This is a genomic window from Rhizobium sp. BK650 (genome assembly GCF_014195325.1).
In the GTDB taxonomy this organism is placed as follows: Bacteria; Pseudomonadota; Alphaproteobacteria; order Rhizobiales; family Rhizobiaceae; genus Rhizobium.
In genome coordinates, this window is record NZ_JACIBK010000018.1 from 14,892 (window position 1) to 30,955 (window position 16,064).

The 16,064-nt window shown below is 57.5% G+C and carries 17 protein-coding genes and 5 pseudogenes; 7 read left to right on the plus strand and 15 right to left on the minus strand.

The window, feature by feature from the left end; translation table 11 throughout:
• The first annotated feature begins 245 nt into the window (after positions 1 to 245).
• A pseudogene (locus FHX15_RS28940) lies at positions 246 to 867 on the plus strand (plasmid pRiA4b ORF-3 family protein).
• Positions 868 to 980: 113 nt separating this feature from the next.
• On the opposite strand, the pseudogene FHX15_RS28945 reads toward FHX15_RS28940, so the two are convergent.
• Both FHX15_RS28945 and FHX15_RS28950 read right to left on the minus strand, forming a co-directional pair.
• Positions 981 to 2,070, minus strand: a pseudogene (locus FHX15_RS28945) (GSU2403 family nucleotidyltransferase fold protein).
• A gap of 257 nt (positions 2,071 to 2,327) precedes the next feature.
• Complete coding sequence (locus FHX15_RS28950) at positions 2,328 to 2,903, minus strand: TetR/AcrR family transcriptional regulator (RefSeq protein WP_184401789.1); 576 nt, start codon at positions 2,901 to 2,903, stop codon at positions 2,328 to 2,330.
• 104 nt (positions 2,904 to 3,007) lie between these two features.
• Between FHX15_RS28950 and FHX15_RS28955 the strand changes: the two genes are divergently transcribed.
• Entirely contained in the window at positions 3,008 to 3,694 is a 687-nt protein-coding gene (locus FHX15_RS28955; protein ID WP_184401790.1) for a glutathione S-transferase family protein, read from the plus strand.
• A 1,579-nt stretch (positions 3,695 to 5,273) separates the two neighbouring features.
• Here the strand turns inward: FHX15_RS28955 and FHX15_RS28960 are convergent.
• From FHX15_RS28960 to FHX15_RS28965, 3 genes and pseudogenes are all read right to left on the minus strand, one after another.
• Positions 5,274 to 5,549, minus strand: coding sequence for a DUF6894 family protein (locus tag FHX15_RS28960; protein ID WP_184401791.1), 276 nt, complete (start codon positions 5,547 to 5,549; stop codon positions 5,274 to 5,276).
• 200 nt (positions 5,550 to 5,749) lie between these two features.
• A pseudogene (locus tag FHX15_RS31260) lies at positions 5,750 to 6,170 on the minus strand (EamA family transporter); the annotation flags it as partial.
• Positions 6,171 to 6,360: 190 nt separating this feature from the next.
• Positions 6,361 to 6,549: a hypothetical protein gene (locus FHX15_RS28965; protein WP_184401792.1), complete on the minus strand. Its 189-nt coding sequence runs from the start codon at positions 6,547 to 6,549 to the stop codon at positions 6,361 to 6,363.
• Positions 6,550 to 6,893: 344 nt separating this feature from the next.
• On the opposite strand from FHX15_RS28965, the gene FHX15_RS28970 reads away from it, so the two are divergent.
• Both FHX15_RS28970 and FHX15_RS28975 read left to right on the plus strand, forming a co-directional pair.
• Positions 6,894 to 7,136, plus strand: coding sequence for a hypothetical protein (locus tag FHX15_RS28970; protein WP_184401793.1), 243 nt, complete (start codon positions 6,894 to 6,896; stop codon positions 7,134 to 7,136).
• A 62-nt stretch (positions 7,137 to 7,198) separates the two neighbouring features.
• Positions 7,199 to 7,417 carry a hypothetical protein gene (locus FHX15_RS28975; RefSeq protein WP_184401794.1) on the plus strand — a complete coding sequence of 73 codons (219 nt, stop codon included), beginning with the start codon at positions 7,199 to 7,201 and terminating at the stop codon, positions 7,415 to 7,417.
• 177 nt (positions 7,418 to 7,594) lie between these two features.
• On the opposite strand, the gene FHX15_RS31905 is transcribed toward FHX15_RS28975, so the two are convergent.
• The 4 genes and pseudogenes from FHX15_RS31905 to FHX15_RS28990 form a co-directional block, all read right to left on the minus strand.
• Positions 7,595 to 7,750 carry a hypothetical protein gene (locus tag FHX15_RS31905; protein WP_409527046.1) on the minus strand — a complete coding sequence of 52 codons (156 nt, stop codon included), beginning with the start codon at positions 7,748 to 7,750 and terminating at the stop codon, positions 7,595 to 7,597.
• Positions 7,747 to 8,049 (minus strand): ferritin-like domain-containing protein, encoded by a 303-nt coding sequence (locus tag FHX15_RS28980; RefSeq protein ID WP_409527047.1) that lies wholly within the window; start codon positions 8,047 to 8,049, stop codon positions 7,747 to 7,749. The genes FHX15_RS31905 and FHX15_RS28980 overlap by 4 nt, the downstream gene beginning before the upstream one ends.
• 1,326 nt (positions 8,050 to 9,375) lie before the next feature.
• Positions 9,376 to 10,219: pseudogene (locus FHX15_RS31665) on the minus strand (type II toxin-antitoxin system HipA family toxin); the annotation flags it as partial.
• 225 nt (positions 10,220 to 10,444) lie between these two features.
• Complete coding sequence (locus FHX15_RS28990; RefSeq protein ID WP_184401795.1) at positions 10,445 to 10,594, minus strand: hypothetical protein; 150 nt, start codon at positions 10,592 to 10,594, stop codon at positions 10,445 to 10,447.
• Between the two features lie 127 nt (positions 10,595 to 10,721).
• Between FHX15_RS28990 and FHX15_RS28995 the strand changes: the two genes are divergently transcribed.
• Positions 10,722 to 11,021 carry a DUF982 domain-containing protein gene (locus FHX15_RS28995; protein WP_184401858.1) on the plus strand — a complete coding sequence of 100 codons (300 nt, stop codon included), beginning with the start codon at positions 10,722 to 10,724 and terminating at the stop codon, positions 11,019 to 11,021.
• Positions 11,022 to 11,229: 208 nt separating this feature from the next.
• Positions 11,230 to 11,472, plus strand: a complete 243-nt coding sequence (locus tag FHX15_RS29000; protein ID WP_184401796.1) for a DUF982 domain-containing protein — start codon at positions 11,230 to 11,232, stop codon at positions 11,470 to 11,472.
• Positions 11,473 to 11,505: 33 nt separating this feature from the next.
• Here the strand turns inward: FHX15_RS29000 and FHX15_RS29005 are convergent, their stop codons facing one another.
• From FHX15_RS29005 to FHX15_RS31275, 3 genes and pseudogenes are all read right to left on the minus strand, one after another.
• Positions 11,506 to 11,727: a hypothetical protein gene (locus FHX15_RS29005; protein ID WP_184401865.1), complete on the minus strand. Its 222-nt coding sequence runs from the start codon at positions 11,725 to 11,727 to the stop codon at positions 11,506 to 11,508.
• A gap of 16 nt (positions 11,728 to 11,743) precedes the next feature.
• Positions 11,744 to 12,227: pseudogene (locus tag FHX15_RS29010) on the minus strand (DUF2243 domain-containing protein).
• Positions 12,224 to 12,424: a hypothetical protein gene (locus FHX15_RS31275; protein ID WP_246779131.1), complete on the minus strand. Its 201-nt coding sequence runs from the start codon at positions 12,422 to 12,424 to the stop codon at positions 12,224 to 12,226. The pseudogene FHX15_RS29010 and the gene FHX15_RS31275 overlap by 4 nt, the downstream one beginning before the upstream one ends.
• Before the next feature lie 420 nt (positions 12,425 to 12,844).
• Here FHX15_RS31275 and FHX15_RS29015 point away from each other — a divergent pair, with 420 nt between their 5' ends.
• Entirely contained in the window at positions 12,845 to 13,027 is a 183-nt protein-coding gene (locus FHX15_RS29015; RefSeq protein WP_184401797.1) for a hypothetical protein, read from the plus strand.
• A gap of 865 nt (positions 13,028 to 13,892) precedes the next feature.
• Here the strand turns inward: FHX15_RS29015 and FHX15_RS29020 are convergent.
• The 3 genes from FHX15_RS29020 to FHX15_RS29030 form a co-directional block, all read right to left on the minus strand.
• Entirely contained in the window at positions 13,893 to 14,477 is a 585-nt protein-coding gene (locus tag FHX15_RS29020; protein WP_184401798.1) for a hypothetical protein, read from the minus strand.
• Between the two features lie 115 nt (positions 14,478 to 14,592).
• Positions 14,593 to 15,003 (minus strand): hypothetical protein, encoded by a 411-nt coding sequence (locus FHX15_RS31510; RefSeq protein ID WP_184401799.1) that lies wholly within the window; start codon positions 15,001 to 15,003, stop codon positions 14,593 to 14,595.
• A 377-nt stretch (positions 15,004 to 15,380) separates the two neighbouring features.
• Positions 15,381 to 15,611 (minus strand): hypothetical protein, encoded by a 231-nt coding sequence (locus FHX15_RS29030; protein WP_184401800.1) that lies wholly within the window; start codon positions 15,609 to 15,611, stop codon positions 15,381 to 15,383.
• Positions 15,612 to 16,064: the final 453 nt, after the last annotated feature.

A 16,064-nucleotide genomic window follows, 5' to 3' on the forward strand; every position in this document is an offset into this window, starting at 1 on the left:
GACCCATGATTTCGCCGGCGCGCGTGAAACTGCCGCTCTCCACCACGCTTGCGAGAACGGTCGAGGGGGCTTTCTCTGTGCCGGACTCTGAGAAAACAGTGCTCCGGTTCGGGGCTACAAAAGAGGTGGCGAGCGGTGAAGACTGTGAAGCCGGCAGAGGTCTTCGCTGGACGATACGGTGCGGATACGGCACTACGATCAGCGACCTTCTTGACGATCGTTTCTCAACCTTGTTCATCTGGGCAATGTTCAAACCTCCAAACGCTGCACAGATCAGAGTTTCCATCGACGAGATCGAGCCGAACGTCTGGCGACGTCTGGTCCTGCCTGTCCATTGGAACCTGGAGCAGGTGCATCTCGGAATTCAGGCCGCTTTCAACTGGTGGAATATCATCGCTATCAGTTCCGCATCGGTGGCCTGCGGTACGGGGACGCCGAGATCCTGGCGGAGGATGCGGCTGACGACGATCCTCGTGTCTTCGATCAGACAGAGGTTCGCTTGCTGGACTTCGAGCAGGGTTCTATCTTCAACTACCATTATGATTTCGGGGAAGCTGGCGGCATACAATCATAGTCGAGGAGTTCCTGATTCTCGCTGCTACGCCAAAACACGCGACCTGCGCCGCCGGCAAAAGAGCGAGACCACCCGAAAACGTTGGTGGCGTGTCCGGTTATGAGCGGTTCCTGGAGATAATCGCCGATCGGAAAGATCCGGAATATGCCGAGACCATTCGTTGGTGTGGTGGCTACTTTGATCCGGAATGGTTCGACTTGTCGGTGGTGGACAAGGATGTGCGCAACGCTTTGCGCGCGAACGTCAAACGTCGCCTCTATCAACCCAAGCCGAAAGCCGTCCCGAAGAAATGAGTCTGGCAAGCGCTCCAGATGGGCGCCCTGAGCGGAATCGAACTCTCGTCGCTGTATCTATCTTCGCCGCCTCTAACCAAATCAATTGCTTGGCTTTCGAAGCTGGAGACCGCCTATTCTCCAAGGGGAAGTTCGATTTCTTCGCGGTTCTTTTTTGCCCCCTCGATTAGGGTCGTGCTGAACCTCTCGGCATCTTGTGCCGGCAGCATTGCCGCGCCGGCTCGAATTCCTTCTTGCCACGCAGGCCCGCGCTCCCATGCTTCGTTGTAGACAAGCGCCAAGTCAGCAGATCGCCTTGTCTGCTGTAGGGCTTCAAAGAGCAGCGCAGCTTGACGAACGTCCTTCTCGCGCTTCGCCAGCCCCTGCCCGTCAGTGTGTCGGTAGCTAGCGACTATGAGCTGTGGACCGCATACCGGGACGGATCAGGGATGACGACTGGGACACCGCTTCGGTGAGCAGCATTGTCCTGACGGGATCCCTTATGAGGAAGTCGAGAAAACGTAGCGGATCCGCGCTGGCGCCACCAAGGGGGATCTTCGCTGGCTGGTCGCTGTAATCATCCGAACCACGGTTCGACGTCAGGAATTCAACCCTGTAGCCCTCGGCATTCTGAAACGCGGACGAGGCCGCGGACCCCGACCGATGCGGAACTGGCCGGAAACTGAGGTCGACGCTCTGCAGCAGTTCAACGATCGGAGGCAGACTGTCTTCAACCTCCCGACTGATGGCATAGTCCTGGGCGATATCAGCATCGCCGGTCAGGATCGCAGCCATGGGAAGGCGGACGCCCAGCAGTCCGGAATAGCACTGAAAAGCCACGGTGCCGATGAGAACGCCCCGGAGCCGAAAAAGCCCCCCGTCAGCAAGAGCCTCGACGATATCCCCCGACATCGCGTCAGGGGCGATCATGCCCCCTTCGCGGGTCAGGGTATTTACCAAGCGCCTGCGAGCGCGTAGATCATCCTTGTCTCGCTTATGATCGGCTACGCGCTGCGCGATGTCGGGATCATCATCAGAGCCGACGTAACGACGTTTCGTACCACCATGCCCATCTGGAATGTCGAAGTACCAGTACTTGCGCCCCTTAATATTCGCCGGGGTGAACCGACTTTCCGGAGGAAAATCGGCCGTCCAAGCGGCGCCGAGCGAGCGCTGACCCAGTTCGGCGAGCATCGTCTGATACATGAGGTCGATGGACTTCAAAAGCTCGACTCCGGGGTTATGCTGTTTTTCAAAAACAGTATAACGATTGAAACGCTCGAACCGACGCCCGTCATCTTCGCCCGGGGTTAAGTGGCCCATATAGCTCACGAATGGTTGAAAAACGGGCCGAAGCAAACCCGCTTCAACACGACGAGGATTATTCATGACCGCGGCTCGAAGGTCGGCCGGCAGTTCAAGTAAACCGCCGCGCGCACCCTATCAGCCGTGACCGCCGTCGTATTCGGTGCCGTAACCAATCACGGGATAAGGCCTGCTGCCCGATAGGATCGGATCGTCCGGTCATAGATGCCGATATCCCGGCAGCCGCGCGCAACCAGCTGGGCACCCTCGATGGCTGCGAAAATAGCCATCGCATGCTCCTCTAAGTCCTGGTCGCTCGCTGAAGGCTTTGCCCGCGAGAGCACCTTGGCAAGCCAACCGACGTTCATGGCGGCGAACCTGTCGATCTCGGTCCGTACTTCTGTGGGAAGATCGTCAAATTCCGCGCTCATGATGCCGCACAGGCACATGCGATTATCGTTGGCCAGGGCAGAGCGAAAGATCGCCGTGTATTTGTCCATGCACCAACTCGCATCTTCGGGTGTCGTCAGAAGCTCAGCGAGATAGGCTGCCCCTTCCTCGGTATAGCGACGCGCCAAGGCGGCGCCGAGGTCACCCTTGGTCGGAAAATGATAGTGCACGCTAGCACTTTTGATCCCCACCTCTTTGGCAAGCTCACGAAAGCTGAGTGCATTGTAGCCATGCGACTGCACCGTCGATCTAGCGGCGGTCATGATCGCCTCGCGCATATCCGTCTTGGTCTTTGCCATCATAAATCTTTCCCTACCACTCGATAGATAGTTGTTGACGCGGCAAAAGGGAAGGGATAAACGACGACCGCAATCTATCTATCGATAGACAGACAAAGGAGCTTCCCATGAAAATCTTCGATCGCCCCGGCTTTCCCAATCCGGCTCGTATTCGCATCGTACTCGCCGAGAAGGGCCTCGAACCGCAGGTCGAGTTCGTTTCCGTTGACCTCATTGGCGCCGAGCACAAGCAGCCGGCTTTCCTCGAAAAGAATCCTTTGGGCGTGCTGCCGGTCCTCCAGCTTGAGGACGGCACCTATATCGCGGAAGCCACCGCCATCACCGAATATCTCGACAACCTCGATGGCGATCCGCGGCTCACCGGCAAAACGCCGAAGGAAAAAGCCGTCATCCACATGATGCAGAAGCGGGCCGAGACCGAGCTGCTCGATGCGGTAGGCAACTACTTCCATCACGCGACGCCGGGCCTCGGCGCCGAGCTGCAAGTGTTCAAGAGCCCGGAATGGGCTGGACGTCAGGATTGGGGCAATCGCCAGCGCGACAAGGCGCTCGCCGGCATGAGGTATTTCGACACGGTGCTCCAGGACCGGTCGTTCGTTGCCGGCGATGCATTCTCGATGGCCGACATCACCGTGTTTGCCGGGCTGATGTTCGCGGACGCCGCCGGCATTGCCATCCCTGACGATCATTCCGCGCTGAAGTCCTGGCGCGCAAAGGTCTCCGAACTGCCGAGCGTCAAGAACCGCAGCGGCCAGATTTTCGTCGCCGAGGATCTGCGCAGACTCGGCTTCTAACCCCCGAACGAAACCGGTCTGAACACCGCACCGACACGTCAAACCACATTCGCCACTCGCGCCGCCTAGGCGGCATAGCCTCGCGGAGTTTTCTCATGTCCACGATATCAACACCTAACAACGCTTCCCGGCGCAACCTAAGGACCTTCCGGCGCTCGACTTCAGTCATATCTTTGGCAGACTGCTTGCCCGTGATCCGAGCAAGCTTAGGCACGGTACGTTTTCTCATCGAGGCCCAGCTGCGTCTTGGCCACATGCATTGCGGCGATCGAGGACATCACGAGCGTTCCTTCCCACGTCGAGGGAGCTGGTGAGCAGCGCTCGGAGCGAAAGCTGGCCGTCGGAACTCGGCTTGGCCAACAATTTCATTTGGGGAGGCGGCGATCGCAGCAATGAGCCAACGATGATCTGGCGCCCGCCAATGGTCTGACGCCTCTTCAGACTGAAGTCCGAAGGGAGTTTTTTGATGGAACGCAAAGACCAGGCAATCATTTAACCGCGGTCCAACAACGCGAGGTAAAGCCCCATGAAAAATATCATTCTTGCTGTAGCCCTGGCTTTTTCGTCCATGATTGCAGTCCCCGCCGCTTCCTATGCGGACAGCATCATCATTCGCACTGATGACGGTCCGGGTTTGCATCGCGGCTGGGAACGTGGCCAGCACCGTGGTTGGTATAACGATCACCGTGGGTGGAAAGCACGAATGGTCCACGAAGAGGTCCGGCGCCACCCGGAGTGCACCACCAAACGGGTAACGACATATCGGTATGGTGAGCGAGTTACGCGGACGACCAATGTTTGTCGCTAACCCAACCTATTTTCGCCCCATGGAGCCGGAGACTGATTCACTCTCCGGCTCCTGCCATTTCGGCCGTCGCCTATGTGCTTAGAACTGAGCCACATCGGCATCACGATCTGGTCTATCGCGATATCTTCATGATGCTAGGCGTCGCGATGCCCTCCATTGCTGTGGCAAGGGGGTGCGAACCTTCTGCTCAATGAAGCGGTGTCTTTTCTGGTGCGCGCCGGGATGGGCCGAAAATTCGTAGGTGGAACTCGGAAGCTGTGGACGATCTCGACCGTTAGCTTGGTAGAATCTGGCCCCGCCACATTTTCTGCGAGTGCCGCCGCCTCCGGTTGTTCCCCTTCTAGTTGGACTAAATTAGGGTATTGCGGCGCAACTTGAACGTTTTGCGAACGCGATATGTGGTCGGGGGGTCGCCGCCACATTGACGAGGGTGATGGGCGTTAGCCACCGTCAGATGCCATCTCGCACAGAAGCCAAAGTAGGCGGGGTTGAAAACCTTGAAGAGGACGGGTGTTCGGTGACCGCTGAGTACCAGCCCCGATATAAATGACGAGAGACCTGGTCCGGTGAGAGCAAGCAGCACTTCATCGCCTGCGACGGCGAAGACATTGTCGGCCCCATCACGTGGCCTATGGCGATGGAATGGCAACTTTCAGACCTGAGCCGGAAAAGGATTATGTCGCAGCAGGGTTGGGAAGAGACCGCACGAGAGGCCGCGCGCAGGCCTGAAGAGCACTATGACAAGCGAGGCCTGAATGCACGTGGCTCGCCTCAGGTATCGCGATTACTGCGGTTCTCGTGTTCCTTCGAGCCACCACAGAATTCGAGCGACAAACGAAGACTGACCATCACAATCGGACTTCTATCAGGACCAAGAACCGTAACAGCATACCTCGCTCCGTTACCAATCGGAAGGCCGTCGAGGGCCATGTCGGAAAGGGCATCCCGTGCATAATCTATTGCAGCCTGAAGGTCAGGAAGATCGAAACCGATATCTGGTTCGACAACTCCCTCGCGGTCTTGTTCCGCGAAGTAAAACATAGTCATAGCAGCTTACCCTAAACCATCTGAACTGAACGCGCCTGCCGGTATGTGGTTCCACCAGATCCTCATGACCGCGCTGACGCACGCGCGATGAATTGCCGCTGGCTCTCGCAGAGGAGAGTGACCGTTTCGCAGGTGTTGAACCACACGAGTAACAGAGTACCGCTGCTATCAAATGCAAGCCGCACCCTAAGAATGATGCGTCAAGGTTTCAAGGGTCGAGGTGCCTTCCGATTGGCAAGGTAAATCCCGCCAGCCACAATCACCGTGCCAATGATCAGTGGAGCGGTAAGCGGCTCCCCGAATGCGATGAGGGCTTGGTCCGCTGCCGTAACCGGGCAGAGGCAGATCATCGAGGCGGCGCGCAAAACCTGACCTCCGCGGATCAAGCAGAGAAGCAGCGCAATACCTCCCACCGATATTCCGAATACCGACCAGACAAGCGCGGCATAGGTCTCGAGCGCGCCATCAAACGGAACGCGTCGGACGCCAGCGCGAAGGGGCGGTCAAGGCCAGGGCACCGAGATACTGCAACCTCGCAATTGCGGTCAAATCGCCATTTTGCAAGTGCTTCTTCTGATAAATCGTTCCGTAGGTGACAGCGACCATTGCTACCAAATTAACAAGGTCTCGTCGCAGACCCGCACTGCACGCCCTTCGGGTGGGGCACGGATGAGTTCCCTACCTTTTTGCCTTGCCGCGCGTTGGATGACCCGACGCTTCTGTCATGCTGGACCCCAAGTCGGTACATACGCCCACCGTTCAAGCGGATCTTGATGGGCAGGGACGGTTGTCCGGGCACAGCACAGCCCGCCTAGGCTCGGCCTTCAAGGGCCTGTCTCATCAAAAGCGTGTAGTCAGGCAGTGGCGATCTCGATCGCTCTTGCGGCTGCTCAACCGTGGCGACCGCTTGAGGGTCGGGACGGGCCGCTTCGGCATAACGCGCCGGCGGCATTTCTGGTCCGTCTTGGGCTTCGCCTTTTGGCAGCTGATTGTCAGCCATCGTTTCACTCCGAGTGGGATCGCAGCTAAACTTCGGGCACTCCAATTCGTTCCTTGTCCGATCCCCTGTTTACAGCTGCTGACTTATCTTCTTTTCGGCCGGTATGCCCTCAGAACACAGCTCGCGATCGCGATTAACGCACGCCCACGCCTCAAACATGTTTGGAGCCGATAACAACTGGACCATAACCAAATCTGGCTTTTCGTTGTCCGAGGAGGCGCGGCCGTGCTTGGGCTAGCCCTAGGTTACGTATGCTTCAGCGGCTTTTTGCCGCCGCAGCAACAAGACAATGAAGGAACTAGCCCCGTCGCTGTTCGTTGTTGTCAGGTAACGCGGAGGATCCAATGCCCTTACTCTATCATATCGGCGAACACGACGAGGGATTTGCCGATCGCGTGGCTGACGTCTGGTCGGAGACATTTCCGTCTCACGAGGAGGCTCTGCAGGCGGCCCGCGCAGCTGCGAAACGGCAGCGCCTCACCGGCGAAGGAGCCGAGATTACCTTCCAGGATGAAAACGGTGCGTGGCTGACCCAGGAAGTCAGCGGCGAGGAGCGTCCTGCAACGGGTGTCGTCGATGATACCTGACGAGGCTTACCACTCGGCTTTCGGACCATGATTGGCTTTCGAACCATGAAAGGACCATTTCCATGTCAACTCTTGAGGCAGAACAGTCAACCTGGTTGCGCAGCTTTATGACCGAGCTCGGAATTGTTGAGCCGGTCTCTGTCATCGAGCTTGAAGAAGACCATCGTGAAGTCATCGAGGCCTATCGCGCCGGCAGGATCACCCAGGCCATGCTAAGAGGCAGCTTGCTGAACGACGAGCGTGTCAGCGGCCAAGTCGAGGTTTCCTCCGCCGGCAGGTAACTCGAATTCACCGCCACTGCGTCGCAAATATCGTCTCATGATGACAAGCTCGACGCCCAATGGGCGCGCTGTGCAACTATGGCCGAGGTACCCCGATGCTCGGCATGACGACAATCTCGTCGCCGTCACTGGCAATCTCGATGCCGGTGGCAACCGAGTGGACGAGGGACAGATGCATCAAGACAGCGTATTTGAGGTCGTGCTCATCCAGGCGCGATGGCGTTCCTCGTCCTGGTGCGCCTTCATGAAGAAAGCCTTCGACGCCGGGATCGCATCCTCGTGCCGGATGGCGCGCTCATAGGCCGCGACCGTGTCGTCCTCGTTCGTCTTCATCGCCTTGAGGATTGCGGCATCACCCCCACATATGTGCAAGCGCGATCTTGCCTGTCGTCAGCATCTGCTTCATATCGCCTTCGGAGGGGGACCTCAACGCCGAGTTCCCGGGCCATCTCCGTCAGGACCCTAAGGTGTTGCAGATGGTCCTGTTTGAATGTCGCAATTTGCGCGCTGAGCTCCTTATTATCGAGACGATCGATGCAGGAGTCGTAGGCGGCGATCGCGTCATGCTCAAGGTAGATTAGATTCGTCACTAGCTTTCCAATGCTGGCTTCCTCGCCGACCGTCGTGACCATAGTAGTCTCCTCTTTCAGATGCTGGCCTCGAGCAATGGTTGGACAGCCTGGTTCCGCAACGATGCTCCCGTGTGCGATAGCGTACCAAAGCGACGGCCTCGCGGACGGGGCGTTGCTCACTGGCGGCACCTGAGACGTACGCTGTTGCGGCGAAGATTGCGCATTCGGACGCTGGAGCTTAGTGTTTTCAATAGACCCGAGGAGACGCCGCCGCGCGGATGGCAGAGCCCTCCGCCCGTATTGTTCATGCCGCGACAAGTTGCCTGGCCCCTTGGGGGAAAATAACAACAGCAGAGGGAGCTGCCTAGGGCAATGCCGCACTGCTAGTCACGGTATCTCCCAGCGAGCTACCTGGTTAGACGCGATTTCGACAGAAGCAAGCATTCGAAGACATTCACCCAGCGTGTCAAGCTCGCGCTACCGTTCAAAAGCAAGCAAAGACAATGATGACGAGTGGACCTTTGAGGCGCTGTTGCGCCAAGTTGATCTGGTCTTTCAGTTCTGAGCTGCTCCGCGCCCCGAGCGAATTCCGTCATCGGTGGTTCCCGGTGCAGGGTTCGCGGCTCCATCGTGGCACGCGACCCAAGCGGCAATAGTTCCAACGAAGATGGCCGCCACAAAGACTGCCCAACCGGAGCGGGCTTTTCCGGCTCGCGCCCCGCGCTTTCCCTGCGCCTCGTATTCAGTCGTGGCATCGGTTGATCCGTAGGGGTCGTCGTCGTTCGTCATAGCGCTCTCCCTCAGAAGGCATCGGTCACCGCGGCATCTTCAGACGAAGAAACTTCTCAGCGCATAAAGGGATCCCGTCTGCTAGCGTACGGAATCTGTGTGAACCAGCACCTAACCTTGACCCCCGCCACGTTTGCGTACGGTATCGATTCGAAATACGAAATGAAATCGCCACGATCGGCGCCGATGACGACCCCCACTCGGCCCGATATTTGCTGTAATTCATGCACTTGCTGCCTTTTGTCAGGGGGTCGATCTTCAGTGCTGATTCACATACGTGGCCAAGCGATCGTATCAACGATGCAAGCCGGGCCGTTCGGGCCGGCCTTATAGCAGAAATGCACGCGGTCAAACTTCGCGGCTATCCGCTGGATAATGCGGTGCACACGAATGGTTTTAAGGCGGAGATTGATCGCCGCGGACCAGGCCACCAGCAGCCGGCCAAGCCGTGGCGCCGGTCGCAGCACTGAACCTGCCTAGGCATCCCGCGCCACCATCGCCTGCAGATTTTCAGCCTTGCGCAAACGGCGGATACTTTCAAAGATAAGCCGATAAAAATTGAGGGCGATGCCTTCGTTAGCGCTTGCCTCAGATCGTATGCTCAGAAGCGCTGGCCATAAAATTGATCTCGCTGCTTCCCGCTCCGACTGCCCTGGCGGTCTCTCGCCAAGTTGCGGTGACGGTCGCAACCTCTCTGATAATGACGCATGCCTGCGTCAGCGTGAGCGCAAAATATCCCGATGCAGCCTCCAGAAAATCGAGCGAGCAGGTACCTTCATCGAGATCGATATTGGTGGTCAGCACCCGAGCCTTGAGATCCGCGGGAACGGGATTGAGGTCGTAGGCCGGCGACAGCGACCAGCCAGCATTGCCCAACCACAGCAATCCGTGGTTGCGGAGGTGATCGTCGACATTGGAGATCAGCACGTTAAAGACCACCCGACGATAGCGAGCAGGGCATCCGGCTTCCCCTGCGCGCCGTGTTGCGCAAGCGCATCGACGATTTCGGGATAATTGCCGCGCTCGCCATCCCTGGCACCCATCATTGCCATTCGCTGACAAAATAAAACGCGGATGGCGCTTTTGCGGTCGAAGCGTCGAGATAACATCACGGCTTTGCCGGCCACCTCGATAAGTTCGTGTTGTGGGGTGGCGATAGCGGCCTGGTCGCCGAGCCGAAGTGCGATCTCTTCCCAGGTCTCCATGCTATATTCGTCGGATTCCTTGGGAAAGTTGGCGATGGAAAGATGGCTATGCTGATCGACGACTGAAGCTTTCGGTCGATCGCCGCCCAATGACGAACCGGGGGCAAATATGAGTTGGAGGTCTTTGTCTGTCTCTTCGTCATGCAGAATGGGCTCGGTGATCTGCAGAAGCCGACCAAGCTCGATCACGGCCGGGACCCGGTCTGGATGGGAGCCTGGAACACCTCCTCCCGGACCCTCGCGTTGGTGTTGACAGACGCGAGCGCGGTCGAGCACGTCCTCGTCGTCCGCTGCGGTCTTTACCACATAAGGCCGACGGGAGAAAGAGCTCTTACACGTGGGCGAATTTGAACTATCAGTTGCCGCAGCATGTCGCGCTCTGGTGGATCACCTATCACACAGGAGAGCGGGCCTATGACATCCGACAAAGAGGCGAAATCCTGCCGAGTACGGCCCGCTACTCACCATAGTAGAGATCGCTGGCAACGACCATCGATGATGCGAACGAACGACAGGTCGCCAAGCCAATCAGCTCGCGGGGTGTCGCAGAGGGCTTCGGCGATACGCTCGACATCTCGGCCTTCCTTGGCGAAGGCTTCGAGGAAGCTCATGGGGGTGCCTACCGGAAAAATTTCACCGGCGTGCATTGAAACGGAAAAACCAAAGAAATACCTTCTCCGCCGGCGCTAAGCTTCGGCGCCATCCTTGTTGATCACCAACGTTTTCAGTGAGGTAGCTATGAATGCAAACTTCAATCGCCCGGTGTATCTGAAGGCGCGGGACGGCCTGGTTCGGGAGATAATCTCCTTGGCAGACGCGATTGACTTCCTTCAAGATTGGCCCGAGCGGGACCGGGACATTACCCATGAAGCGACCCTTAAAACCTGCTACATGGTCCACGATGGACATAAGCCACTTGAGGTAGCTCGCGATGCCATTCGCGCGTTTGGGAATAAGAGGGGGATCTTGATGAAGCAGCCGGCCATCCAGCCGTGGATGATCAAGACCCCGGCCGGCGGCGGTCGCGTTTCTGCCTGATCGGTTCTTATAAGCAGAGAGGCTGCGATTGCAGCCTCTCTCATCAGCCATAGCTGAGGGGCGCGGAAAGGTGTACGAGAGGTCATGACGCTCGCACGTGGGTCTTTAGTCCCAGATGTACCCCGACCTTAGTCCGATAGCTGGAATCTGCGGAACGAGTGGCTCTGCTGCGTATTTCTTCTGCGGTCAGCACGCCGGAGGAGACAAGATGAGCAGCGATCTGTGGGACAAACCAATCGAGTTGATGATTGATTCCGATCATTTCCAAAGCGTCGGCAACTCGCGCGATGCTGTAGCATACCTGATGAGCTCGTGGCCCACAAAAGGAGGTAAGTCCTTTTCCGCTGCTCGACGAGCCTGTCTCGGCGCAATCGACGGGAAGGTTGACAACGCGACAGCAAAGCGCGCGTTCATTCGCGCGGCCATGGAAGCTGGAATCCTGAGACCTTGATTGAGGTTGAGCGTCGATAAACATCATGCGCACCTATTTGAACTTCGTCGCCCAACGAGGTTGTATCAACATCCTACGAACATCGCCCGTTTGGCCAAGCGTCTTCAGACCATCTGAAGAGGAGCAGCGGATGGAAAGCTGGTCGTCCCTCGAGAACACGTTGTTGGAAAGAAAATGTGACCAGACCGGCTGCGTTGCAACAAGGATGCCGAGGCCAAAGGCGGCCCAGCTCCACCCTGTCAGCAACTCTTCCATGAAAGCCGCTCCCGTCTCACGCATCGGTCCGTCTCCATAACAATAAGCCGACCACCAGCATGGCGACTCCCGACGCAATGAATGCCAGATCCCAGTAGATCCACTGCGATCTATCAACGGTCTCGTTAACATGATGGATGCCGAGCAGCTGATGGTCGACCAGTCCTTCGATCAGGTTGGAAGTTCCGAAGCCGATCAACATGGACGCGCCAAGACATCGCGTGGACCATTTGAAGTGAATGAGACGCGCCGCACGCCAAAGGATGATAACCCCGGCTAAAATGAACAGGTAGGCGGCAGAATGAAAGACGCCGTCCCAGAACGTGTTGAACTCCAAGTTTTCGACTGAGATGATCGGGTACCACGAACTGAAGAGGTGGTGCCATTGCAAGAGCTGATGGAAAACCACACCGTCCAGGTACCCCGCCAAGGCCGACTCCGAGGCAGAAGCCGGCGGAAAAGGGAAGTTTCCGACTGATGGAAGGGCCGACCGTTGTCACGCCAATGCCGATGCAAGGATGATGACGGTGACAGACGTTCCGACGAGCATGAAGCCACCCATCGGCACTTCCGCAACATGTGACGCCGTCGGGTGTCTCAGATTTCGGTGGATGTCGAAGATCGCTATCGCCCCGGCAACCATCCAACTTGCCAACGCGACGGCCGAAAAAACCATCATCCGATTCACTGCATTCATCGCCGCTGTCCTTTCTGCGGCCACTGAACTAGCAGCGGGCAATATCGTTCCCGACAATTGATCAGAGTCCGCAAAACGTACAAATTGCTTGGCGGATGTTGGCTTGCAAACGATCAAGGCAATGCAATTGATGCTATTTGCACTGTCGGCCGCGCCTATCTTGTCTGTTCGCGGGCTCGAACGGCGTCGGCTACGCAATGGGCCTGTGATCAAGCGATCTGACAAGACTCCGACGTAGATGACCGCTTTAGAGTTCATCAAAGAGATGCTGCAGCAGGCTCAGAAAAATGTTGGCCCTGGCAGCTCCGCCCGAGGTTAAGAGCTAAGGACGAGGCAACGAAGATCCCGGTGTAGGTCGAGATGGGACGGAACTCCGAACGGCCTCACTGGTTTCCTCTCGCCAAGACAAGGAGTTCTGGCATGAACAAGGATACGAAGGCCCAGGAGGCAATCGAGGAGACCGGGAAGAAGCCAGCCGACGCCGGAGATAATCCGCCAGCAGGCCCTCATGATAAGCCGCATCTTCAAGACGAGAGCAAAACTCCGGGCGCTGGATCGCTGCCTGACAAGAGCGACGACAGCGTCTCGCCAGGCAGCGGCTGAAACGAAAAAGGGCGCTCGACCGATGGGGAGCGCCCGAACCATCTCGGCGACGATTGCGGCGGAGGCGAAGAGTGGGTGATGAGCATGTCGGCGAGTCGGGACGGTTTGGCAAGCACAGCGTGAAGAGACGTGGAACGAATGTCGCAGGGATCCGCTTCCATGCACAGTCTATCCACAGCCCATCCACAAAAGCTCCCGCTCGGACAGCGTTTTTGGGCTCTGGAGTGAACTTTCATTGCTGCCCGAGTGCAATTCGTCGGCGAGTTTTATCGTCCTGATGCCCCATATGCACGGTAGGCGTATGGTGCGGATCTCCTTGAGCGTTAGCGGCAGATCGCTCGGAGGAATCGGGAAGCGGCCGGCGGACCTCAATGGTCGCTTCCCGAGAAATCATAACCGATCGAGCAGCTTCTGGATCATTTGTCTGCTCGTCCTTGTAGATCCCGCAGAGGTCCTGCTTTTCAACCAGCGGGTCATCTGGAACATGTTCGCCAGGGCCAGACTGATGGGCGCTTACGCGGGAGTGCTCGGGGCTCGAAAGTGGGAAGAAGCGAACTATTTACCGCCCAGCTCGACGTCCTTGTCTGGGCAATCCCATCATGTCGTTTCTGGCGGCCTGACCGAATTTCGCCAGCGATCATCCCACTGTCATCTGCATCGCCTCCGGTCGTTATGATTTGGTGGAAGATCATGCTCGCTTTCTTGAGCTGACATGCCCTAATCCTCTAGTGCCTGCTTCGACTTCCGGCGACCAGCAGCGGGACTGCGTCCGCAAGCGCCTCGTGGTCACAGGACGGTGGCGCGGTCATGTCCGATTCCAAGAGCGTGAGTGCCGGCTCATCAGCCGTTGGGGCACGATCAAAGCCTAATAGCGATCGTAACGATCGAGTAGCTTGCGCAACTGCCTGTTCTGTTGACGAAGTCTTTCCGACAACCGTGAACGAAGTTCATTGATTTCCAGGTCCAGGGCGATTGCCTGGGCAACCGGCGTCTCCGCCACGGCAATCGGCTCGGCGGGGGACTCTGAAGGAACACCCGGTCGACTTGACGATCGGCCGTGCTTCCTTCGACTTGTTCTTGTAGATGCAACAGCTGCGGACGGCGAGCCTTTAGCGATAATATCTGAGCGGGAACCCATGATTCCCTGAACTTCGCCGTTGTTGTCCGGAATAACTTCCTTCGTCTTGCGACCCGCGATAGAGCTGGGATCGGCCGGCAGCGGCAAACGGTGCTCCAAAAGATCGCCAGTTTGACGTATCTCGCTTCCGGCATCGCGCGCCGTCGTATCGTTCTCCGGAACGGCCTTGGGTAGGTCAACCGGAGGATGGGCCTCTTCGAACTCCCTTGTGCTCGTATCGACTGTTTCGACCGTTCGATCTGCAGGCGCAGTCGCGTCCTCTATCTTACGACGCGACGCAAGGCCTTTGATCAATTGCCATGGTGATCTCATCGATCGCATCTCCCGACTCGTTTTCTTGAAGCGCATAGTACCGAGCGGGCAACCGGGCTTGCAATGTGAGCCCGGTCAAATGTTTAGAATTGAAGACGCCAGTCTAGGTGATGGGTCAGGACAGCCCAAGCTTCTTGCGCAGGTCCGCGTTTTCGGCGCGAAGCTTTTCAGAGAGCGCCTTTCGAAGTCTCTGGTTTTCTTCCTCAAGCTTGAGGAGATCGGCGAAGCCATCCGTCTCAACCGGCGCTGCCTCAACGGGGCTGGGCGCACGCTTTGCAGCCTGAGCTTTAGGTGCGGGGACCTTCTTTGCAGGAGCGGGAACCGGGGCGGCAGCGACAGGCGCGTTCGCGAGGGTAGATTTCTTCGCCGGACCACGGGGCTTCTTCGCCGGAGCACTGACGGATGTTGTCGCGGCAACTTCCGGAGCAGCCTTCGGCTTGCGGGGAGCTCGAACCCTCTTTTCTCTTGCCGGGGCAGCGACCGCGGATGTGGTTTCAGCTGCGGGCGTGCTGGTTTCATCAGGCATGAATAAAATCCTCGATAGGTAAAAAATCGTTCGCGACTATTGTAAGTCCCCGTCAATATTCGCTGAAGATTGTTTCGAACTTATTTACGGAATTCCCGTAACGCCATCACGGAGATGACAGCCCGATCCTGCCGAGATGTTTGCACCGCAGTGATCTTCGGTGACGCCGAGGTCCAAACGCCATTAAACTCCGATCTCAAGGTATGCTATATGACACTCCAGGCAACACCGGTAACGAATCGCGCACGCAGTGGCAGCCAACGCACGTGTCGTTCCGAAGTGCGAACTCGATTAAAATGAGGGTTTGCGACAGCTTTTGTTTCTGCTGCACTCCCCTAGATCTCGGTTCGACTAAACATCCTCGTCAAAGCTCGCATCTAGAGCGCGTCGAATTTGCCGCGCGCAGCATAGACGAGCATTTTCAACTGTTGCTCGGTGCGAACACCTTGTCGATAAAGTTCGATAATGATGGATGCTGATCGAGTGAGCTCTTCGCTTCCTTCATCGAGACTGAATTCCGCTTTGACATCTGCCAGGACGCGATCGCAGATTGCAAGATCGTCTGATGTCAGCGCTTCATCACGAGGCCTGATGGGTCCTGTTGTCATGGACTACCCCACAGATGTTTGAAAGATCATAACGCCGCCACGATCACTATACAACGGCAATTGCGGGGATGCCGGCCTCGTCACGACACACGCATGGAGCCGCGCGATCCCAGGCCGCCAAGCAATCCTCCCTCCGTCTCAAGGCGGCTGATGGCGCAGGGACGCTTGGAGACGGGAGAGCCCGATCTCCTGATAGTCGGCATCAAGCTCACGGCAAACGCTGAGGCTGGTCGGGAGGTTGCACCGATGGTCCCCACGCTCGACCGAAGCTTACGAGCATAACCCGACGCTCGACCCGACGGGATCGATCAAAAAAAAAGGAGCATATCGGAGCTTTCAGCATAGCGATCGCACAACAGGTGCGGGAAAGCGGGAATTCGCGTCACGCGAGGGCGCGAAGAAGGGTAGCCGCAGGAACGTCGGCTTCAGCAGTCCGCAGGAGACGCGGGACCG